The organism is Romboutsia sp., from assembly GCF_035470145.1.
GTDB lineage: Bacteria > Bacillota > Clostridia > Peptostreptococcales > Peptostreptococcaceae > Romboutsia_D.
The window spans coordinates 1-23,023 of the sequence record NZ_DATIRC010000103.1 but is presented as its reverse complement, the minus strand read 5'-3'; the positions used below and the strand labels follow the sequence as shown (position 1 = coordinate 23,023).

The 23,023-nt window shown below is 29.6% G+C and carries 19 protein-coding genes and 1 pseudogene; 2 read left to right on the top strand and 18 right to left on the bottom strand.

Translation table 11 applies throughout. The features are described 5' to 3' along the window. Nucleotides 1-21 precede the first annotated feature (21 nt). From VLM92_RS03730 to VLM92_RS03655, 16 genes and pseudogenes are all read right to left on the bottom strand, one after another. A complete protein-coding gene (locus tag VLM92_RS03730; protein ID WP_325275008.1) occupies nucleotides 22-1,263 on the bottom strand; it encodes a pitrilysin family protein in 1,242 nt (413 codons plus the stop codon). A 155-nt stretch (nucleotides 1,264-1,418) separates the two neighbouring features. Beyond that, the gene (locus tag VLM92_RS03725; RefSeq protein WP_325275007.1) at nucleotides 1,419-2,159 is read right to left on the bottom strand and encodes a polysaccharide deacetylase family protein; all 741 of its coding nucleotides are present in this window, start codon (nucleotides 2,157-2,159) and stop codon (nucleotides 1,419-1,421) included. A 164-nt stretch (nucleotides 2,160-2,323) separates the two neighbouring features. Beyond that, nucleotides 2,324-4,438, bottom strand: coding sequence for a polyribonucleotide nucleotidyltransferase (locus tag VLM92_RS03720; protein WP_325275006.1), 2,115 nt, complete (start codon nucleotides 4,436-4,438; stop codon nucleotides 2,324-2,326). Nucleotides 4,439-4,818: 380 nt separating this feature from the next. Beyond that, complete coding sequence (rpsO, locus tag VLM92_RS03715; protein ID WP_325275051.1) at nucleotides 4,819-5,076, bottom strand: 30S ribosomal protein S15; 258 nt, start codon at nucleotides 5,074-5,076, stop codon at nucleotides 4,819-4,821. A 90-nt stretch (nucleotides 5,077-5,166) separates the two neighbouring features. Further along, the gene (locus VLM92_RS03710) at nucleotides 5,167-6,111 is read right to left on the bottom strand and encodes a bifunctional riboflavin kinase/FAD synthetase (RefSeq protein ID WP_325275005.1); all 945 of its coding nucleotides are present in this window, start codon (nucleotides 6,109-6,111) and stop codon (nucleotides 5,167-5,169) included. A 33-nt stretch (nucleotides 6,112-6,144) separates the two neighbouring features. Further along, a complete protein-coding gene (truB, locus tag VLM92_RS03705; protein ID WP_325275004.1) occupies nucleotides 6,145-7,053 on the bottom strand; it encodes a tRNA pseudouridine(55) synthase TruB in 909 nt (302 codons plus the stop codon). An 11-nt stretch (nucleotides 7,054-7,064) separates the two neighbouring features. Continuing rightward, nucleotides 7,065-8,036, bottom strand: a complete 972-nt coding sequence (locus VLM92_RS03700) for a bifunctional oligoribonuclease/PAP phosphatase NrnA (RefSeq protein ID WP_325275003.1) — start codon at nucleotides 8,034-8,036, stop codon at nucleotides 7,065-7,067. Beyond that, nucleotides 8,029-8,415 carry a 30S ribosome-binding factor RbfA gene (rbfA, locus tag VLM92_RS03695; RefSeq protein ID WP_325275002.1) on the bottom strand — a complete coding sequence of 129 codons (387 nt, stop codon included), beginning with the start codon at nucleotides 8,413-8,415 and terminating at the stop codon, nucleotides 8,029-8,031. Before rbfA ends, VLM92_RS03700 begins: the two co-directional genes overlap by 8 nt. 22 nt (nucleotides 8,416-8,437) lie before the next feature. Next, nucleotides 8,438-10,381 (bottom strand): translation initiation factor IF-2, encoded by a 1,944-nt coding sequence (infB, locus tag VLM92_RS03690; RefSeq protein WP_325275001.1) that lies wholly within the window; start codon nucleotides 10,379-10,381, stop codon nucleotides 8,438-8,440. 14 nt (nucleotides 10,382-10,395) lie between these two features. Beyond that, nucleotides 10,396-10,716 carry a L7Ae/L30e/S12e/Gadd45 family ribosomal protein gene (locus VLM92_RS03685; protein ID WP_325275000.1) on the bottom strand — a complete coding sequence of 107 codons (321 nt, stop codon included), beginning with the start codon at nucleotides 10,714-10,716 and terminating at the stop codon, nucleotides 10,396-10,398. Continuing rightward, the gene (rnpM, locus tag VLM92_RS03680; protein WP_325274999.1) at nucleotides 10,706-10,981 is read right to left on the bottom strand and encodes an RNase P modulator RnpM; all 276 of its coding nucleotides are present in this window, start codon (nucleotides 10,979-10,981) and stop codon (nucleotides 10,706-10,708) included. Before rnpM ends, VLM92_RS03685 begins: the two co-directional genes overlap by 11 nt. 17 nt (nucleotides 10,982-10,998) lie before the next feature. Next, on the bottom strand, nucleotides 10,999-12,081 hold the full coding sequence (gene nusA / locus VLM92_RS03675) for a transcription termination factor NusA (RefSeq protein ID WP_325274998.1): 1,083 nt from the start codon (nucleotides 12,079-12,081) through the stop codon (nucleotides 10,999-11,001). A gap of 27 nt (nucleotides 12,082-12,108) precedes the next feature. Continuing rightward, entirely contained in the window at nucleotides 12,109-12,570 is a 462-nt protein-coding gene (rimP, locus tag VLM92_RS03670; protein ID WP_325274997.1) for a ribosome maturation factor RimP, read from the bottom strand. A gap of 154 nt (nucleotides 12,571-12,724) precedes the next feature. Next, nucleotides 12,725-13,309 carry a 4Fe-4S binding protein gene (locus VLM92_RS03665; protein WP_325274996.1) on the bottom strand — a complete coding sequence of 195 codons (585 nt, stop codon included), beginning with the start codon at nucleotides 13,307-13,309 and terminating at the stop codon, nucleotides 12,725-12,727. Continuing rightward, a pseudogene (locus VLM92_RS03660) lies at nucleotides 13,309-13,575 on the bottom strand (DUF362 domain-containing protein); the annotation flags it as partial. The pseudogene VLM92_RS03660 and the gene VLM92_RS03665, both read right to left, overlap by 1 nt. Before the next feature lie 147 nt (nucleotides 13,576-13,722). Further along, a complete protein-coding gene (locus VLM92_RS03655; RefSeq protein WP_325274995.1) occupies nucleotides 13,723-15,069 on the bottom strand; it encodes an MATE family efflux transporter in 1,347 nt (448 codons plus the stop codon). A 90-nt stretch (nucleotides 15,070-15,159) separates the two neighbouring features. Here VLM92_RS03655 and VLM92_RS03650 point away from each other — a divergent pair, with 90 nt between their 5' ends. Beyond that, nucleotides 15,160-15,990, top strand: a complete 831-nt coding sequence (locus VLM92_RS03650) for a MerR family transcriptional regulator (protein ID WP_325274994.1) — start codon at nucleotides 15,160-15,162, stop codon at nucleotides 15,988-15,990. Between the two features lie 294 nt (nucleotides 15,991-16,284). Here VLM92_RS03650 and VLM92_RS03645 read toward each other — a convergent pair whose 3' ends face one another. Further along, a complete protein-coding gene (locus VLM92_RS03645) occupies nucleotides 16,285-20,583 on the bottom strand; it encodes a PolC-type DNA polymerase III (protein ID WP_325274993.1) in 4,299 nt (1,432 codons plus the stop codon). Between the two features lie 166 nt (nucleotides 20,584-20,749). Here VLM92_RS03645 and VLM92_RS03640 point away from each other — a divergent pair, with 166 nt between their 5' ends. After that, a complete protein-coding gene (locus VLM92_RS03640; RefSeq protein WP_325274992.1) occupies nucleotides 20,750-21,448 on the top strand; it encodes a hypothetical protein in 699 nt (232 codons plus the stop codon). A gap of 138 nt (nucleotides 21,449-21,586) precedes the next feature. Here the strand turns inward: VLM92_RS03640 and VLM92_RS03635 are convergent. Next, nucleotides 21,587-23,023: SH3 domain-containing protein (locus VLM92_RS03635; RefSeq protein WP_325274991.1), on the bottom strand; the 1,437-nt coding region annotated here is incomplete at its 5' end.

Below are 23,023 nucleotides of genomic sequence, written 5' to 3'. Positions count from 1 at the left end.
ATCCCCCCAATAGTTATTATCTTATAATTTAATTTCTTCTACGTCTCTACCTACTATACACACGCCTAGTTTATCCAAATTGAATATTTTATCTATAACACTTTCTATTGTTTTTTTATCTACGTTATCTATACAGTTAAGTATATCATCTGTAGTTTTAACTTTTTTGTTTAAAAGCATTGCTTTACCTATAGACATCATTCTGCTACTCGTACTTTCTAGCCCTAATATATAACTTCCTTTTAATTGTTCTTTTGTTTCTTTTATTTCTTTGTCTGTAAGATAATTTTCTCTTAAGTTTTTAATTTCTTCTAATACTAAATTATATACTTCTTCTAGATTTTCGTTACTCATACTTGCAAATATTCCTAATTCTCCACATTTTCTATATAAGCTTTGAGATGAATATATTGAGTATACTAAACTTTCCTCTTCTCTTATTTTTTGGAATAATCTAGAGCTTATGCTGCCTCCAAATACAGTATTTACAATAGCTAACGCATAAACTTCTTCACTATTTTCAACTGGAATTGCTTCTAAGCTTATGGCTAAGTTTATTTGTTCTATATCTTTATTTTTAGTTATAAAACAGTTTTTAAACTCTGCTTTTTTAAATTCGATTTCAACTTTTTTTCTTTTCCATACTTTGAATTTTTCTTCTATTTTTTTAACCATTTCTTCAAAATTAAAATTACCAGATATAGATATTACAGAATTATTAGGAATATAATAGTTTTTAAAATACTTTAATATTTCTTCTTGATTTATATCGTATAGTGATTTTGTTGTACCTATTATGTTCATTCCTAGTCCGTCACCTGCATATATATTCTCTGTCAACAAATCATAAGCTAAATCTTCTGGTGAATCTTCATACATTTTTAATTCTTCAAGTATAACTAATCTTTCTTTATCTATATCAGTTTTATCAAATAAAGGATTTAAAATCATATCACTTAGTATATCTATACCTATATCTATATGAGAATCTAATAATTTAACATAATAGCATGTACATTCTTTACTTGTAAATGCATTTATTTGACCACCTAAATTATCTATTTCATTTGCTATTTGTTTAGAAGTTCTATTTTTAGTTCCTTTAAATAGCATATGTTCTATAAAATGAGATATCCCACTCACCTTTTCATTTTCTATTCTTGATCCTGCATTTATCCATACTCCTAGTGCTATAGACTTTAAGTACGGTATCTCTTCCCCTATTATAGTAAGACCATTATCTAATACATGTGTTTTGTACATACTAAACCTCCATTCATATTGTCTTTATTTTATATTTTGCTGCATCTATATTGACTTATAATCTATTCTTTATATATACATGTATTAAATTATAAGTTACAACGTTCATTTATTCAACTATTACTATTTTTCATGCCACATGAGCCAAGTGAATTTTAGAATATATCACTTAATTTTCCTGGTTTTAATCCTTTATCTCTAATTATTTGAATAATATCATCTACGCACTGTGTTGTTGCTTTTGTTGGATGCATTAATACTATACTATTATCTTGAATATCTTTATTTTTAACTCTTTCTATTATTACTTCTGGTTCTTCTCTATATTTCCAGTCAATTGTATCAACATCCCATTTTATACATGTATACCCTAGTTCCTTTGCTGCCTTCATTGTCCCTTCTCCAAAAGAACCTGATGGAGCTTGGAAAAATTTCGTTGATTCTTTTATTATATCTTCTATTATTTTTTTAGATGTCTGTATTTGCTCTAAGTTTTCTTCGTAGGGTAACTTAGCATAATCTAAATGTCTATGTCCATGATTACCTATTTCATGTCCTTGTCCCTTAATTTTAAGTAGTAATTCTGGATTTTTTTCTGCCCATCTTCCAGTTACATTGAACGTAATTTTTACATCTTCTTTTTCTAATACTTCAAGTATTCCTTCTACATATTCATTTTCCCAACCTAGATCTACGTTGCATGTTAATGCAACGTATCCACTTTTCACTTTAGTCCCTTGGTAGTATGGTACATCTGCTGAATCAAATAAATTAAATGTTGTTTCACTCTTACTTTGTTTTAACATAAACAAAATTCCTATTATTGCTAAAATAGCTACTAGCACCAATATAATAACTTTCTTTAATTTTTTTTTATTAGCTACCATCATTATCATTAAGTATTCCTCCTAAAATTACCTTCGTTCATGCTAAAGAATTATAAATTCAAATTATTTACTTTAACATGTACAAATTATTTCTTTATATATACTATTAGCTTGTTTATATATTTATGACTTAAAAAAAAGAAGCTTTCTATTTTAGAAAGCTTCTTTATATACTATTTATCTTCTTTTTTCTCTATTCTTTCTGGCTTTGGTAAAAGTACTTTTCTAGATAAGTTTACTCTTCCTTTTTCATCTATTTCAGTCACTTTTACTTCTACTTCATCTCCTATGTTTAATACATCTTCTACCTTAGCAACTCTTTCGTGTGCTATGTGAGATATGTGAAGTAATCCTTCTTTTCCTGGAAGTATTTCAACAAATGCACCAAAGTTCATTATTCTACTAACTTTACCTTTATACGTTTGACCCACTTCCGCTTCAGCAACTATGTCATTTATACGTTTTTGAGCAAGTGCTATCATTTCTGGGTCTATTCCACCTATAAATACTTCTCCATCTTGTTCTATATCTATCTTAACTCCAGTTTCATCGATTATCTTTGTTATAACTTTTCCACCTGGTCCTATAACATCTCTTATCTTATCTGGGTTTATTCTCATTGTTACTATCTTAGGAGCATACTTTGATAACTCTGGCTTAGGAGCTGATATTGTTTTTCTCATTTCATTTAATATGTGTATTCTACCAACTTTAGCTTGAGTTAAAGCATCTCTTAAGACTTGTTCATCTATACCAGCTATTTTTATATCCATTTGTATAGCAGTTATACCTTTTTCAGTTCCTGCAACTTTAAAGTCCATATCTCCTAAGTGATCTTCCATACCTTGTATATCAGATAATACTGCAACTTTGTCATCATGCTTTATAAGCCCCATTGCTATACCTGCTACCATGTCCTTTAAAGGTACACCAGCATCTAAAAGTGATAATGTAGAACCACATACACTACCTTGAGATGTTGACCCATTAGAGCTTAATACTTCAGATACAACCCTTATTGCATATGGGAACTCTTCTTTAGAAGGTATTACAGGAAGTAACGCTCTTTCAGCAAGTGCTCCATGCCCTATTTCTCTTCTTCCTGGTCCTCTTGATGGTCTAGCTTCTCCAACACTGTATGCTGGGAAGTTATAGTGATGCATATATCTCTTACTTTCTTCTTCATCTAACCCATCTAATATTTGAACATCTCCTAAAGCTCCTAGTGTAGCTATAGACATAACTTGAGTTTGTCCTCTTGTGAATAATCCCGAACCATGAGTTCTAGGTATGAATCCATTGTCACACCATATTGGTCTTATTTCATCTGGACGTCTATTGTCTGGTCTTATATTTTCATGTACTATAAGCTTTCTAACTTCTTCTTTTATTATTGCATGTAATGTATCTTCTATATCTGAACCGAATTCTTCTACTATTTCTTCAAAATGAGTAAAAGTAGCTTCTTTTACTGCATCCATTTTTTCCATTCTTTCAAGTTTTTCTATAGTTTTTACAGCGTCTCTCATATCAGCTGTTGCAAATTCACGAACTGCTTTTTCAACTTCTTCATCAGCTTTGTGTAAAACAACTTCCATTTTTTCTTTTCCAACTGATGCAACTATTTCTTCTATGAATGTTACAACTTTTTTAATCTCTTCATGAGCAAATAATATAGCTTCAAGCATTAAGTTATCTGGTATTTCATCTCCACCTGCTTCAACCATCATTATAGCATCTTTAGTTCCTGATACTACAAGGTGCATAGAACTCTTTTCTCTTTGCTCTGCTGTTGGGTTAACTACAAATGCTCCATCAACAAGTCCTACTAAAACAGAACCTGTTGGTCCATTAAATGGTATTTCAGATATTGATAGCGCAATTGAAGAACCTATCATAGCAACTATATCAGGAGTACAGTCTTGATCTACTGATAATACAGTCGCAACTACTTGTACATCATTTCTAAATCCTTTTGGAAATAATGGTCTTATTGGTCTATCTATAAGTCTAGAAGTAAGTACTGCCTTTTCAGAAGGCTTTCCTTCTCTCTTTAAAAATCCACCTGGTATTTTACCAACTGAATATAATTTTTCTTCATAATCAACACTTAGAGGGAAGAAATCTATTCCGTCTCTTGGCTTTGCTGATTTTGATACGTTTACCATAACCATAGTTTCCCCGTATCTAAGTATTGCACTTCCGCTAGCTAATTCAGCTATTTTTCCTATTTCAACAGAAAATTCTCTTCCTGCTAAATCCATCGTAAATATTTTATGTTCAAACATTAATGCTTGCCTCCTCTGTTTTAAAACCGCGTTTATCATCCTATGTACTATATTATCAAAAATAGTATAAATTAACAACATAAAAGTAATATACTACCTTATATTGATAATTTTTCAAATACATAAGAAACAGTAATACCTCTTTTGTTTTACTTATTATTTACTTATTTATATAAATTTAGTCATATCTAATTTGAACAACTAATAGATAAAATGTCTGGACCTGTACGAGAACAAATATAAGCTTCTCCTTATATTATACCAATCAATTTTACTTTTATATTTAAAATTATTATCTAATTTCACTAAATATAAACATAATTTTAGGATATACAAAAAAGAGAAGACATATGTCTTCTCTCTTATAATAAAGTTAATTATTATTTTCTTAATCCTAACTTAGCTATTAACGCTCTGTATCCTTCTAAGTCTCTATCTTTTAAGTAAGCTAATAAATTTCTTCTTCTACCAACCATCTTTAATAATCCTCTTCTTGAGTGGTGGTCTTTCTTGTGAGTCTTTAAGTGACCGTTTAATTCGTTTATTCTAGCTGTTAATAAAGCTATTTGTACTTCTGGAGAACCAGTATCTCCTTCAGATCTTCCGAATTCTTTTATTATTTCTGCTTTGTTCATCATCATTGTGATTTACCTCCATATTTTAAAAATCGCCTATTACTAAGCATTGATTGGAGTAATCTAATGCTGAGTAATGGTTTGTTTACTTGACTATTTTATCATATATTCTATTGTTTTGCAAATATACTTTTTAAATACATGGTTAGTATCTTTTTCTAGTTGACTCTTCAATTCATCTAAAGATGAAAACTTCTTTTCATCTCTTATTCTTTCTAAAAACTCAACCTTTATAACTTTTCCATATATGTCTTCATTAAATTCTAAAATATTTGTTTCGATAGATAATTTTTCTCCATTTACAGTTGGATTATACCCTATATTAGTTGCTCCATAATACATTTTATCTTCAATATGCACTTTTGTAGCATATATTCCATTTTTAGGTATAATCATATCTTTATCTACCTCTATATTAGCTGTTGGAAATCCAATTGTTCTTCCAAGTTTTTTAGAATGTATAACGATCCCTTCTATTTCATAGTTATACCCTAAATAGTTTTTCACATCACACACACTTCCCTGAGTCACTAGACTTCTAATGTATGTACTACTGACTCTCATCCCATTTATTTTTATAGGTTTTACTACGTCTAATTTGTATTTATATTTATGTGATAATATTTTTAGTAAATCCGTGTTTCCCTCTTTATTTCTAGCAAAGGTAAAATCATATCCCACTATGATTTTTTCTACACCTAACTTATTAACTAAAATATCTTCAACAAATTCTTGTGGCGATATTTTAGTCATATACTCATCAAAAGGTATACTTACTATTAAATCAATCCCTAAGTTTTTTAATCTATTTATTTTTTCTTCATTGCTAATAATATTTTTTATAGAGTTAGGAACAAAATAATTTCCAGGATGATTTTCAAAAGTAAATGCTACACTTTTGATATTATTTTTCATTCCATATTCTACTGCTTTTTTTATAAGTACTTGATGTCCTTTATGAAGACCATCAAAATTTCCAATTGTGATAACACTCATATTTATGTTGTCTATTTCATTTATAGATTTTATAGTAGCCATAATGATTCCCCACTAAAATTTAATTTTCTCATTTTATACTATAAATAGTTTATCACTTTTTACACTCACAATGTTATCTTTTTTTGATAATTTTCCAACTCCTAAAAATTGTGTTTGACTATATACTCTTACAAATTCATCACTTTCATCAAAGCTTTTTTCTAAGAATCTTCTTTCGTCTATTGCACCACCATTTATATAATACTTTTCAGCATTTGGGTGTATTACTATATGTTTAAAATTAGATAATACATAATCTATATCATATAAATATTTATCTAATGTATTATTTTCTTTAAATTCTTTTAATTCTTCTAATGTTATACCATTTTCTAAATTAAACTTGCCTGATGCTGTTCTAAGTAAGAAAGACATATGCCCTCCGCATCCTAATTCTTTTCCTACATCATAACAAATACTCCTTACATATGTTCCTTTAGAACATGTAACATAAAACATTATTTTATTTTCATTTATACTTAGTATATCAAGCTTTTTTATGTGTACTGGTCTAGTTTTTAGATTTATTTCATTAGCTCTTCCACTTCTAACTAAATCACACATTCTTTTTCCATTTACTTTTAATGCTGAATACATAGGTGGTAACTGTTCTATATGTCCTCTTTGAGAGTCAAATACTTTTTCTATTTGATCTTTTGTGAAACTAAAGTTGTCTATTCTTTCTAATATTTCACCTGAAGAGTCGTAAGTATCTGTAGTTATACCGAGAGTTAATTCACATATATATGATTTATCTTTATTAAGTATAAGTTCACTTACTTTAGTTGCTTTTCCTATACATATAGGTAATACCCCTGACGCATCTGGGTCAAGGGTACCTGTATGTCCAACTTTTTTTATATTTAAGGTTTTTCTTACAGCACTTACAACATCATGAGATGTCATTCCTGTAGGTTTTATTATATTTACAATTTTATTCATCTTTTATCACCTTAGATTGTTTTTGATACAGCCTCTAATATCTGTTTTTTAGCATTTTCAACACTATCATAAATAGTGCATCCCGCTGCTCTTACATGACCTCCACCATTAAAGCTTTGAGCTATAATGCTTACATCCACATAATTCTTTGATCTTAAGCTTACCTTTATTTCATTTTCTTTTTTTTCTTTTAGAAGAATTCCAACTTCTACACCCTCTATATCTCTTGTATATGAAGTTATTCCGTCCACATCGTTAAAACTTATAGCATTTCTTTTTAGCATTTCTTTAGTTACCATTATGCTAGCAATTTTACCATCAACTATATCTAATGTATTTAAAGCTTCTCCTAATAATTTATAATAATTGTATGAATTACTTTGGAATACTTTTTGGATTATAGTGTCTCGTTTTGCACCTTTTAATAATAATTCCTTTGCCATTTCAAGGCTACTTGCATGAGTACTTGAATATGCAAAATTACCAGTGTCAGTTACTAATCCAGTATAAAGTGCTGTAGCTGTAATTTCATCTATAAGGTCTATATTTTGAGTTTCATTAAATCTAACTAATAAATTATATACTAACTCACAAGTAGATGATGCATTTATATCGATATAGTTAAAATCTCCATAAGAATCATTACTTGCATGATGATCTATACACACTATTTTCTTTGCATTATCTATTAGTTCATCACTTAAACATATTCTGTTTTTGTCTCCACAGTCAAGAGCTATTATGCTATAATCCTTTAAATTAACTTCACTAGATTTTAAGATATTTATATCTTTTACTAAGAATTTTAAATTTTGAGGTGGATTATCATCTAATACATAGTAAACGTTTTTTTCTAATTTCTTTAAACTATAATATATTCCAAGAGTTGAACCTATATTATCACCATCAGGACTAATATGAGAAGTAACGATATAATCGTTACTTCCCTTTAAATATTTGATAATATTGTCTATATTATTCATCAAAGCTTTCCTCTTCATTAGAAGATGTTTCTTTCTTATTTTCGTTAACTTTTCTTATTAAATCAGACATATACATTCCTTTTTTAATAGAATCATCAACTTTAAATATTATTTGAGGAGTATGTCTAAGCTTTACGTTTCTACTTACTTCTCTTCTTATATAGTTTACTGCACTTTTTAGTCCTGTTAATGTAGATTCTTCATCTCCACCTAATATACTTACATATACATATGCATAGCTTAAATCATTTGTAACTTCAACATCAGTTACGCTTACCATAGATGTTATTCTAGGGTCTTTTATTCCACTTATAAGCATTGTACTTACAACTTTTCTTATTTCTTCAGCTATTCTTCTTGTTCTGTTATATGATGCCATTAATTATCGACCTCTTTTATTTCTATTTTAGTTTTCTTTCTACTTCCTTAGTTATATAACCTTCAACTATATCGCCTTCTTTTAAGTCATTATAGTTTACGAAAGTCATACCACATTCGTATCCTGTGTTAACTTCTTTAACATCATCTTTGAATCTTCTAAGTGCAGCTAATTGACCTTCATGAATTATTATTCCATCTCTAACTATTCTTACTTTAGATCCTCTGAATATCTTACCAGTAGTTACATAACATCCTGCTATTGTACCTACTCCAGATAATTTAAATAATTCTCTTACTTCAGCTTTTCCTGTATCTTCATCTCTATACTCAGGATCTAACATACCTGTCATAGCAGCTTGAACATCTTCTATAGCTTTGTATATTATAGTGTAGCTTCTTACATCTACATTTTCCTTTTGTCCTAACATTTCAGCACCAGGAACTGGTCTTACGTTAAATCCGATTATTATTGCATTAGATGCAGCAGCAAGCATAACGTCAGATTCAGTTATAGCTCCAACTCCACCATGTATCACTCTAACAGCAACTTCATCATTTGATAGTTTTTCTAAAGATTGCTTAACAGCTTGAACAGAACCTTGTACATCTGCTTTTATAACTATGTTAAGTTCTTTAACATCAACTTCATTCATTTGACTGAAGAAATCATCAAGTGACATTCTTTGATTAGATTTTAACATCTCTTCTCTAGCTATCTCTTGTCTCTTTTGAGCTACACTTCTAGCTATTTTATCAGTTGGAACTGATACGAATTGATCTCCACCTTGCGGAACTTCAGATAAACCTAATATTTCTACTGCTGTAGAAGGTCCTGCAGTCTTAACTCTTTTTCCTTTAGAGTTTATCATTGCTCTTACTTTACCACATGCAACACCTGCAACTATTGGATCTCCAACTTTAAGTGTTCCACCTTGAACTAAAACTGTAGCAACTGGACCTCTACCTTTATCAAGTTCTGCTTCTATAACAGTACCAACAGCTCTTTTATTAGGGTTAGCTTTTAATTCTTCCATTTCAGCAACTAAAAGTACCATTTCAAGTAAAGTATCTATACCTTCTCTTTTTAGTGCTGATACTGGAACTGATATAACTTCTCCACCCCAGTCTTCAACTAATAATCCTTGGTCAGCTAATTCTTGCTTAACCTTATCAGGGTTCGCTCCCGGCTTATCTATTTTGTTTATAGCAACTATCAAAGGTACACCTGCAGCCTTAGCATGGTTTATAGCTTCTACAGTTTGAGGCATTATACCGTCATCTGCAGCAACAACTAATATTGCCATATCTGTAACTTGTGCTCCTCTAGCTCTCATAGATGTGAAAGCCTCATGTCCTGGCGTATCTAAGAATACTATCTTTTGTCCGTTTATTATAACTTCTGAAGCACCTATATGTTGAGTTATTCCTCCTGCTTCACTTGAAGTTACATTAGTTGATCTTATAGCATCTAATAAAGAAGTTTTACCATGGTCAACGTGCCCCATAACTGTAACAACTGGCGGTCTTTGAACTAAATCTTCTTCTTTATCTTCTTCTATTTCCATTAGAGCATCTATTGCTTCCATTTCTTCTTCATCATTACCACCTATAACTAACTCAAATCCATATTCGCTAGCAACTAATGACCCTATTTCAAAACTTATTTCTTGGTTTATTGTAGCCATTGTTCCCATTTTCATAAGCTTCATTATTATTTCAGATGCTGACTTATCTAATTTGTTAGCTAATTCTTGAACTGTTAACTTTCCATCTATTGTTATAGTTGGACCATTAGTTGCAGCTATTTCATCTTTTAATATTTCTAAAGCTAATTCTACTTCATCAGCTTCTAATTCAGAATTTTCATTTTCTGCATTTATTTCTAATTCTCTTAATTTAGCTAGTACGTCTTCATTCGACATTTCTAACTCTTTCGCTATTTGGTATACTCTTGTTTTTGACACAAGATCACCCCCTATTATATTTTTGGTGTTTCCATTAATTCTATTATTTTGTTGGCAAAGTTTATATCCTTTACTCCTAATGCTGCTCTTGGAGCCTTTCCTATTGCCAATCCTAATTGTAGTTTAGTTGAAAAATATACATATTGTATATTTCTATATGATGACTTATCTTTAAATAATTTTTTAGTATTATCTGATGCGTCATCTGCTACTATAACTAATTTAACATTTCCTCGTTTAAGTTCAAGTAATGTAGAATCATCTCCTGACACTATCTTACCGGCTCTAGTTGCAAGTCCTAAAAATGAGTATATTTTTTCTTCATTAGTTTTCATAGCTTTCTAGCTCCTTAAGTAGATTTTCATATACCTCATTAGGCACTTCTATTTTGAATGCTTTATTTAAAGCTTTAGTTTTTATAGCTTTTTTTAAACATTCAACATCCTTGCATATATATGCACCTCTACCATTTGCTTTTCCAGTTGGATCTAAGAATATTTGTCCTTCTTTATTCTTGACAATTCTTATTAAGCCTTTTTTAGAGTCTCTTTCTTGACAAGCTATACATTTTCTCTGAGGAATCTTTTTTTGTTTTTGCAAAGGATACCCCTCCTTTATTACTCAGCGTCTAATGAAACATCTTCATTTGAAGAAGCTTCTATTCCTGCTTGAGATTCGCTTTTTATATCTATTTTCCAGTTAGTAAGTTTTGCTGCAAGCCTTGCATTTTGTCCTTCTTTACCTATTGCTAGCGATAATTGATAGTCAGGTACAACAACTAATGCTGATTTTTCTGCTTCATTTACATCTACTTTAACTACCTTCGATGGACTTAAAGCTGCGCATATAAATTCAGCTGGATCATCACTATATTTTATTATATCAATTTTTTCATCGCCAAGTTCATCAACTATATTTTTTACTCTTGAACCTTTCGGTCCAACACAAGCCCCGATTGGATCTATCTTTTCATCTATAGATTTAACAGCCATCTTAGTTCTAGATCCTGCTTCTCTAGCTATAGATTTTATTTGAACTATGCCTTCAAATATTTCAGGTACTTCAAATTCAAATAATCTCTTAACTAAACCTGGATGGCTTCTTGATACTACTATTTGAGGTCCTTTATTAGTTTTCTTCACTTCTAGTATATAAACCTTTATTTTTTGACCAGCTTTGTAATGTTCACCTTGTATTTGCTCTGTTTGTGTCATTACAGCTTCTATTCTTCCAAGATTTACATAAACTAAGTTTTTATTTACTCTAGCTACTTCACCTGTAACTATTTCATTTTCTTTATCCATAAATTCATTATACACTATATCTCTTTCAGCTTCTCTTATTCTTTGAACAACAACTTGCTTTGCAGTTTGAGCTGCTATTCTTCCAAAGTCCATAGGAGTTACTTCACTCTCTATTATATCTCCTAATTCATAGTTAGGGCTTATTTCCCTAGCATCTTTAAGCTCTATTTCTAAGAAAGTATCATATAAGTCAGATTCATCAACTACTACTCTTTGAGAAAATACTTTTATGTCTCCTTTTTCTTTATCAAACTCAACTCTAACATTTTGAGCTGCTCCAAAGTTTTTTTTGTATGCAGTTAAAAGTGCTTGTTCTATAGTATCTATAAGTATCTCTTTATCTATACCTCTGTCTTTTTCTAATTCATCTAATGCTTCCATAAATTCGTGATTCATTTCTTTTTCCTCCCTGTTATGCTACGTTTAAAACTTGATTGCAAGTCTAACAAGTGCTACTTCTTTTTTGCCAAACTCTACTTCGTTTTCATCTATTATCACTTTTATATTTTTATCTTCAGTTAATCCAACTAATTGACCTTCAAATTGCTTACATCCGTTCATTGGTTTATATAATTTTATTTCGACATCTCTACCTTGGTATCTTACAAAATCTTTATCTTTTTTAAGTGGTCTGTCAAGTCCCGGTGATGATACTTCTAAGAAGTAGTTATCTTTTATAGGGTCTTTCACATCTAATACTTCACTTAATTCTCTACTTACTGATTCACAATCACTTAAAGCTATTCCACCCTCTTTGTCTATGTATACTCTTAAGTAATATTCACCAGCTTCTTTAACGTATTCTACGTCAACTATTTCAAATCCACGTGGGTCAGTTATTTTTGCTACCATTTCTTCTATTGTAGCTTCTATACTCTTTTTCATTTTTTTCCCTCCTATTCAGTTGTCAGTTTAGTATTTAAAACAAAAGAGTGAGCACATCAGTCTCACTCTTAGTTTCTGCAAAATATACTATTTTATATACTATAATACCATATATTAGTTTGAGTTGCAAATTTTTTAAATTTCAGTCTATTCGCTACTTATTTTTATTATATTTAGCTTTTGATATCATTTGAGTCATAGTACCCATTGGACAATATACACACCATGAACGAGGTTTGTATAAAAGCATTGTTATTATACCTAAAATAGTAGATGTAGCCATTAAACTAAAAAATCCAAATGCAAATTGAGCTACCCATGGATTAACCATGCTAACATTTACCCAGTTCCACGGCATTTTAAATGTCCAAAGTATAGTTATAACTTCTTTTAGTCCATTGCTACCTTTAAATACTAAATAAGTATTAAATACCATATTTGCAAACATAGTCATAAAAAATACTAAAAATCCATATCTAAAAGTTTTACTTCTTAAGAATTTAGGTATATCTTTATATCTTGATAATTTCATTTTATTACCCATTAAATCTAATAATTGCCCTCTTCCGCAATAATTATTACAATAGCTCTTTCCTTTTCCACTTATAGACATTATCAGCGGAACTAAGAAACATATCATTCCTAACCATGCAAATAATATATTAAATATCCCTAAAAATAAATATAAAGCACTTACTATCCACATGTAATCTTTAAAAGTCTTTTTTTGTTTTTTCATTATTTATCCACCCCCACTTTTTGAACTTCTATAACAGATGCTGGACATATTTTTGCACACTTTCCACATCCTACACATTTATCACTGTTTATTTTGGCATATACACCTTGTTCTATAGTTATAAGGTTTAGTGGACATACTTTAACACAACTTCCACAAGCTACACATTCATTAATATTTACTATTGCTTTTTTCTTTAACATATTTTTGTACCTCCTACTTGTTGTTATGTAGATATTATATGTTTTTTTTAGTTTGTGTTCTGTGACAAAGTCACATTTTTAGATAACAAATATTAATGACTATATCAATTGTCTTTTTATAAACATATACCTCTAATTTAATTTAGGAACTTCAAATGAAGTTCCTATTTATAAAACATTCTATATATTTTCCAATTAAAAATTTAGATATTAGAACACTACTTTTAACTCTCTATACTCTTCTTCAATATTATCTTGGCATTTTTTTAATATATTCTTAGCTACCATAAATACAATTAATTCAGATACAAATGTTGATATCCATATTCCCTTACCTCCAAACAAAAGTATCATAGCTATTAAACTAAACGTTATAACAACTATTCCTCTTCCTAAAGATACTACTCCAGCTAGTACTGGCTTATCTACTGCAACACAGAATCCTGAAGTAATTACATTGTATCCCATTATTAAAAATGATAATGAAAATACTCTTAAAATAGTTACTGTATAATCAAAAATTGCTTTATCTACATTACTTATAAACATAGAAACTATTTGATTTGTAAAAATAACGACTATTAAAAATGAGATTACCGAAGATATATTTACTACTTTTAATCCCATATCAAGAATTGACAATACTGCATTTTTATCTTTTTTGCCATAATAATAGCTACAAATCGGCTGTATACCTTGAGAAATTCCCATCATAGTAGTTAAAACCAATGTATTAATATAGCAAATTACACTATAACTTACTAAAGCATCTTCTCCAATAACTCTTAATATACTTTGGTTAAAAATTAAAACAACTACAGCCATACTAACTTCTGTTGTAAAGTCTGGTATTCCTATTGATATTATTTTCTTGATTATAGAAAAATCAAATTTAAACTTAACAAATTGTAATTTCCCCTTTTTTCTTAAAAAGTGTATAAAGAAAAATGAAAAAGAAAGTACTCTAGCTATTCCTGTTGCAAATGCAGCACCTTCAACTCCATAATCTAACTTTAATACAAATATGTAATCTAGTACTATATTTGTTATTGCCGATATTAATACACCTATAGTTGAAAGGTGAGGATAACCATCACTTTTTATTAAAACTTCTAATGAATATGATACTATATAAAATCCAACAAATAGTATTATTGTCCCTAAATACTCTTGTACATATTCTAAGGTAGAACTTGTAGCTCCTAAAAATATTGCTAGTTTATCTAAATTTAATAAACTTAATATAATTATAATAGCCGATAAAATCGATACTACTACTGTATTTAAAGTGAAATATTCATTTGCTTTTTTATTGTCTTCATTTCCTAAGGTAATAGATACTATAGTAGTTGCTCCTGTTGAAAAAAGTATTGACAATGCAAATATAGTATTTATATATGGAGTTGATATATTTACAGCAGCTAGTGCCTCACTGCCAACCCCTTTACTTACAAATATTCCATCTACCATCGAATATAGTGAAAATACCCACATTGCTGATACTGAAGGTATTACGTATTTTTTAAATTGAGATTTTAAATCTTTCATATTTTCCATCAAATCACTCCTCTCTGTCTAAAAAACTATAAACTGTGGTATAATACACAAGTCAATAAACTATTTTAAAATTATTTTGGTGGTGATTATTTGAAAAGAAAATATTATAAAACAGGTGAACTTTCAAAAATATATAAACTTGGAAGAGATTCTATAAAGTATTACGAAAAACTAGGTCTTTTAAATCCTAAAAGAGATACTAATTCTTATAGAATGTACACTATTAAAGATATATGCAATCTAAATCTAATAAGAGAGCTTAGAAGTCTTGATTTTTCTATGCCGAGAATAAAGGAATATCTTCAAAATAGAAATATTGAGAGTACTAAAAATATGCTTACTGAAGAAATTGAACTTATTAAAAAAAAGGTTAATGAATTAAATGCTCATAAAGAGTCTCTAAGAAAAAGGTTATCTTCTATTGATAATTGTATAGAACATACTACCTTTAATAGAATTGAGCTTTTGTATATGAATAAACGAAAGGCTCTTACTGTTGATTCTAATGTTACTTTTGATGAAAATGTAGACTATTTGATACAAAGATTAAGTGAAAAATTTGAAGATAAGTTTTATCTTCTAGGGAATAGTAATTTTGGGGCAGTATTTGATTCTAATAGTATTTCAAATAATATCTTTAATAATTATAAATATACATTTTGCTTGCTTGAGGAGGATGCTCCAAATTATAATTTTATTTTAGATGAGGGCTATTACGTTACCTATACTTACAAGGGCGATTATAAGAAATCCGCTAAAATACTTGATATGCTTTATAAATTCCTTGAAATTAATAAGTATACTATTTTAGGTGATCCTATTGAGATTTATAAAATAGATGTTTATGAGACTTCTATAGAAGATGAGTATGTTACTCAAGTTCAGATCCCAGTTAAACTTTTGAGTGATTCATCCATATAATTTAAAATATAACTTAATTTCTTGAAATTCTCTTTTTTCAGTTTCTTTATAACTATAATTATTATTACCTTCATATACAATATAGGTATTGCTGTATTCATAAGTTGATGAGGTTAAGATAAAATATAGTTCAATTTATAGTCTTTATACTCACTTGCATCAATTGTGTGTTTACCTATACTTTAATTAATACTATAAATATCCTTATCTGTAAAAAAGCAGGCCTATCTAATAGCCTGCCTTTTATTTATATACTTTAAATTTATTATATTTTAAACTTAACCTATCCTCTAATTAAAACAATGATAACTGATTTTCATCACTCATATTATTTAATGATCCATGATTAGTTAACGTTTCTATAACAGTCTTTGAAATTTTTGTTCTCTTTCTTAAATCTTCCTTCGAAATAAACTCTCCATTATCTTTTTCTTTTTGAATATTAAGTGCAGCATTTTCTCCAACGCCTTGTAGAGCTATCATTGGAGGAAGTAAAGTTTTTTCTCCTATAACTTGGAATTTACTTGCATCTGATTTATATATATCAACTGGAAGTATCTTTATTCCTCTTGCATACATTTCAAGTGCAACTTCAAGAACTGTTAACATGTTCTTTTCTTTTGTTGTTGCATCATTTCCTAAGCTTTCTATTTCATTAATCTTAGATTTTATAGCTGGTAGTCCTTTTACAACTAAATCTGCATCAAAGTCTTCTGCTTTAGTTGTAAAGTATGTTGCATAAAATGCTTCTGGATAATGAACTTTACAATATGCTAGTCTAAAGGACATCATTACATAAGCTACAGCATGAGCCTTTGGGAACATGTACTTTATCTTTTGACATGAACCTATATACCATTCTGGTACGTCATTTTCGTGCATTTCTTCTATATGCTCTGGCTTTAATCCTTTACCTTTTCTTACGTTTTCCATTATTGTGAAGGCATTTTTAGGCTTTAACCCTTTAAATATTAAGTAGTTCATTATATCATCACGTGTTGATATAACGTCATCTATTCCAACAACTTCTTGTACTACTAAATCTTGTGCGTTGTTTAGCCAAACATCGGTACCATGTGAAAGCCCAGATATTCTTACTAAGGCTGCAAATGTTGTTGGTTTTGTATCAAGTAGCATTTGTCTAACGAACTTTGTTCCAAACTCTGGTATTGCAAGTGAACCTATTGGACAATTTATTTCCTCAGGTGTTACACCTAGTGCATCCGTTGAAGTAAATAACGACATTGTCTCAGGGTCATCAAGCGGTATATCTGTTGCAACTATTCCTGTAAGGTCTTCTAACATTCTAATCATGGTCGGGGCATCGTGCCCTAGTATATCAAGTTTTAGTATACGTCCACTTATTGAGTGGTAGTCAAAGTGAGTAGTGATTACTCCACAGCTTGTATCATTTGCTGGGTACTGTATTGGTGTAAAGTCATATACATCTTTGTAATGAGGAACAACCATAACCCCACCTGGATGCTGGCCTGATGTTCTTTTAACGCCTGTACATCCATTAGAAAGTCTTAGCACTTCTGCGCTTGGAACATGAATATTGTTTTCTTCTACATACTTTCTTGCATATCCAAATGCTGTTTTTTCTGCTACAGTACCTATTGTACCTGCTCTATAAACATATCCTTCACCGAATAAGTCTTCTGTGTATTTGTGTATTACTGGCTGATAATCCCCGGAGAAGTTAAGGTCTATATCTGGTTCTTTATCTCCTTCAAATCCTAGGAAAACTTCAAATGGTATATCGTGTCCGTCTTTTTTAAGTGGTTTACCACATTTAGGACAATCTTTATCTGGTAAATCTACCCCTGAACCATACTCCCCGATTTCAAAGAAATATGAGTATTTACAGTTTTCATCTTCGCAAATATAATGAGCTGGAAGTGGATTAACTTCTGTTATATCACTCATTGTAGCAGCAAATGATGAACCAACTGAACCTCTTGAACCAACTAGATATCCATCACTTAATGATTTTGTAACTAGTTTTTGAGATATAATGTACATTACGGCATATCCATTACCTATGATAGAATTTAGTTCTCTATCAAGCCTTGCTTTAACAACTTCTGGTATAGGGTCACCATAAATTCTTTTTGCTTTTGCATAGCACATTTCTCTAAGTTCAACATCCGAACCGTCTATTTCAGGTGGATAAGTTCCATCTGGTATTGGTTTTATGGCTTCTACCATATCTGCAATTTTATTGGTATTTGTTACTACAACTTCATAAGCTAACTCTGCACCTAAATACATAAATTCATCCATCATTTCATTAGTTGTTCTAAAATGAAGATAAGTTTCTTCATCATCAACTTTAAAACCTTGAGAGTACTTTAATACTTTTCTAAGTACTGCTTCATGTTTATCTAAAAAATGAACATCTCCAGTTGCTACTGGTATTTTTTCAAATTTTTTCGCAACTTCTACTATCTTACGATTTAAGTCTCTTAGTTCATCTTCATCTTCTACTTCACCTTTATCAATCATAAATCTATTGTTATCAATTGGCATAACTTCTATATAATCATATAAGTCTATTATCTTTGCCATCTCTTCATCACTTACATTTTTTTTCACAGCCTTAAATACCTGTCCCGCTTCACAAGCTGAACCTATTAATATACCTTCTCTATGTTCTTCTAAGAAACTTCTAAGTATTCTTGGTGCTCTATAAAAATGATTAACATGAGCGTCTGATACTATCTTATATAAATTTTTAAGTCCAGTATAATCTTTAGCAATTAATGTTATATGATTTGTTCCTAGTTTTGTATAATCTATTTTTCCAAGTACTTCATTTACGTCACTTAAAGTTTTAGCTCCTTTTTTAACTAGCATATCTAAAAATTTATTAAATATAAGAGCTGTAGCCTGTGCATCATCAACTGCCCTATGGTGATTTAAAAGTGGCACCCCTAAAGCTTTCGCTACAACATTTAATCTATGTCTTTTTAAATGTGGAAGTAATACCCTTGCTAGTGTAAGTGTATCAACACTCTTATTTTTAAATTCTATATTTTGTTGCCTACATTTTTCACTTATAAATCCCATATCAAATTCTGCATTATGTGCTACTAATACACTATCACCTATAAATTCTAGAAATTTAGGCATAACTTCTTCAATAGTTGGCTTATCAACTACCATATCATTAGTAATCCCAGTTAATTCTTGTATCTTATAAGATATGTCTTTTTGAGGATTTATAAGTTCACTAAACTTAGAAACCACTTCAAAGTTTTCTATTTTAACAGCACCAATTTCGGTTATTTTATCATTAGTATTAGAAAATCCTGTTGTCTCTATATCAAATACAACAAAACTTTGTGAAAGAGGCTTATCATTAGCATCTTCTATAATATCTAAGTTGTCTTCTACTAAATAACCTTCTACTCCATAAAGTACCTTTATATCGTTAGCTTTAGCAGCTCCCATAGCTTCAGGGAAAGCTTGTACTATTCCATGGTCTGTTATAGCTATTGCCTTATGACCCCACTTGGCAGCACGCTCTATTAGTTTTTTAGTAGAACAAAGTGCATCCATAGAAGACATTTGAGTATGTGCATGAAGCTCTACCCTTTTATCTTCACATGTATCTTGCCTTTCTATCTTAACTTCTTTTCTAATACCACTTATAGTCATCGTAAGTTCTCTTTGATAAGTGTCATATATAACGTCACCCTTGATTTTTAAGTATGAACCCTTCTTAACATGATCTAATACCCCATCTTTGTTAGTATCATTTAAGAAAAGCTTACAACTTACAGAACTTGTATAATCTGTAACTGATGCTATTAATAATATCTTACCATTTCTAAGTTCTTTAGTTTCAACATCAAAAACCTCACCCATTATTGCAACAGTTCCCGAAGTATTATTTAAGGTATCTATTTTTTCTAGCATTGCATTTACATTTTCACCATAAATTAACTCTTCATCAATTTCTGGCTTTATTATATATGCCGCTTCTTCATCTTCAGATTGCGATTCTTTAGCAGTTATTTCTAGTTCTTTAATTCTTTCTTCAGTAATTTTTTCAGTTTTTCTTATTATTTTTTCTATGTTAACGTCTTCATCTATTGCTCTTTCTATTGCTATATTAATATCAATTCCTAGTTCTTCACTTAAAACACTTTTTAATACATAAACTAAATTTTGTTTCATAAGTCTTTCATAAAACAAGCCTTTTGGAAGTTTTATTTTTAATAAATCATCTATGCATAAATACTCTACTTGTCTATACCATCCTGCTATAGATGGGCAAAGTTGTTTTAATATATATATTATATTTATCCAATATAACTTTATAATATCTTTGTTTTGCTTTCTATCTAAGCCTGTATATCTTATTTTTATTTTTATATCCTTAAAGTAATTTAATTTTTCTTTTAATTCCTCCCTAAGCATCTCTATTACTTCATAAGATATTATAGTTTTTGATGTTAAGTAAAAATAAACTATTTTATCTTCTTTAAAGTAAGTAACTTTATTTATATAAACTTCCTTTAATTGTTTCTCTAATATATTATTATTTATTTCTAATTTGTCTAAGTACTCTTTTACAGTTTCCATAATACTCTCCTTTCCTTAGAATAAATATTATATCATAGGTTAATTAATGTCATTAAATAATTTTATTCATAATTATACCCACATATACTATTTTAATTTGGATTAGCTACAAATTATATATATTTTAATATTATATAAAAAGACTATAATCTAAGGCGGTGTTATCATGACTTCTTTTGATACAAATAGCTATAGAAAAATATCACTTTATTATATAGAGTTAGGAGAAAAAAAATTACTAAAGAAATGTTTATCAAGCCTTGATATAGATAAAAAAGTATTTCTTTATTATTCTAGGTATAAAAATATACCTATATGCGCACTGCCTAAGCTGAGATTTATTTTATCTTCTAGGCCTGGTTTTTTATCTTTTTGTTATAACTTTTTTACTTTTGCTAATGCTTACAATACTACTATAGAAATTTGTCCTTTTTCTATAGAATGTATAGCTAAGTTTGTAATTTCTCATGAAGTTGGTCATATACTAGATCCTGATATATACAATACAAGGGAAAATTATTCAATTATATTATCTTCAATTGTAGATAAATTAATCGAATTTAATATAGATGTAAGTAGTGAGAACTTTCACGAAAACAGCATTCCTATCGAGCTTGAAAATTGTGTAGTAGCTTTAAAGAAGAATTTAATAGACAGAGAATCTAAGGCTTGGGATATCGCAAAGTCTATTCTTGTATTTAAAAATTCCCAAGAAAAATTTATTTTTAATAAAACTAAGGAATATGCACTTGCTACTTATAATTTTGGAAATCTGAAAAACATAGTAAAAGAACATAATATCGATTTATATTTCAAGTATAAAAGGCACTTTATGTGGTTAGAACAATTTTTTTTCAATATTTGAATACCTTTTTTATAATGAGATTATATTTATCTACGAATCAGATAAATTATTAATTATTAATATATAAAAATAACTATAGATTTTTTTCTATAGTCATTTTTATTGTAATAACTTTATAATTTTAAAGATGTGTGTATATTATTCTTTATATTTTGGAACCTCAAAGGTTAAATTATTTCGAGTGTCGTACATACCAATTATTTTATTCATTATATCTGAAATTCCATTTGCCCAATTTACATCTGTAGCATACTGATGCCAAGAATAAGAGTAATTAAATTTCATCTTGTATATAGTATTTTGATTATACTTAGAGCTTTTTATATAGTTTTGAGCTATCCATTGGGCTGAACCATCTATAGTAGCTTCTACGCTCGTCCATCCATTTGAATATGCAGCTTCTGCTCCTGACACATTAGCACTTTTATCTATTGCTCCTATTCCAAAGAAGTTATAAACTGTAACTGGTGTATTAAGAGGTTGTCCTTTAAATGATGTTATTGTTTGACCTTGTGCTAACGTGGATTTTCCATAACCAGTCTCCCACATAGCATGTGAAACAAAATATACAAGATCTATATTGTATTTTTGTGCTGCATTTATAAATGTTTGACCTTGATTATAAAATACATTAGTTCCTGATGATGCTGGTGCTAGAGAGTTTAAGTATGAATTTAATTCACTAGCTGATATTCCACCTTTATAACTATCTATTCTTAAGAATTGCATCATTCCTCTTGAACTATTTGTAAAGTTACTTGGATTTAAAAAATATTCTAAATCACTTTTATCAGCTTGGATAAATGATTTACTTTCTCTCATACTAAGAGTAGTCATAGCTGCACTACTTCTTGGTTTACTTGAATCTATAACATTCCCTCCAAGACTCGCTCTCTCTTGTTGAACTCTTACATGGTCGTCTAATGTATAACTTAGTGCTTTATAATTTACAGTAGCTCCATTTATATGTTCTGAAGTATCGTCTCCTTTATTTGGTGGTTCTGTAGGTGGATTTGGTGTTGTCTCGCTTTGTTTACTTAGATACTGGCTTGATGTATATGCTACTTTTCCTTTATAGCCAATTTTTGACCACCCATTGCTTTCTGATATTACTCCTATTTTTTCATCTTTCTTCAAACTTCCCACTTTGCTATAATTAGTTCCTGGTCCACTTCTTACATTTAGTGAACTCGTATTTACCACCTTTGTTTCTTTAACTTCTGCTGGTTTTTCATCTGGCTTCGGTGTTTGTGTGGGTGGATTTGGTGCTGTCTCACTTTGTTTACTTAAATACTGGCTTGATGTATATGCCACTTTTCCTTTATAGTCAATTTTTGACCACCCATTGCTTTCTGATATTATTCCTATTTTTTCATCTTTCTTTAAACTTCCTAATTTGCTATAGTTAGTTCCTGGTCCAATTCTTACATTTAGTGAACTTGTATTTACCACCTTTGTTTCTTTAACTTCTACTGGTTTTTCATCTGGGTTCGGTGTTTGTGTCGGTGGATTCGAAGGACTTGTTACATTTTTTAAATATCTGCTCGATGTATATGCCACTTTTCCTTTATAGTC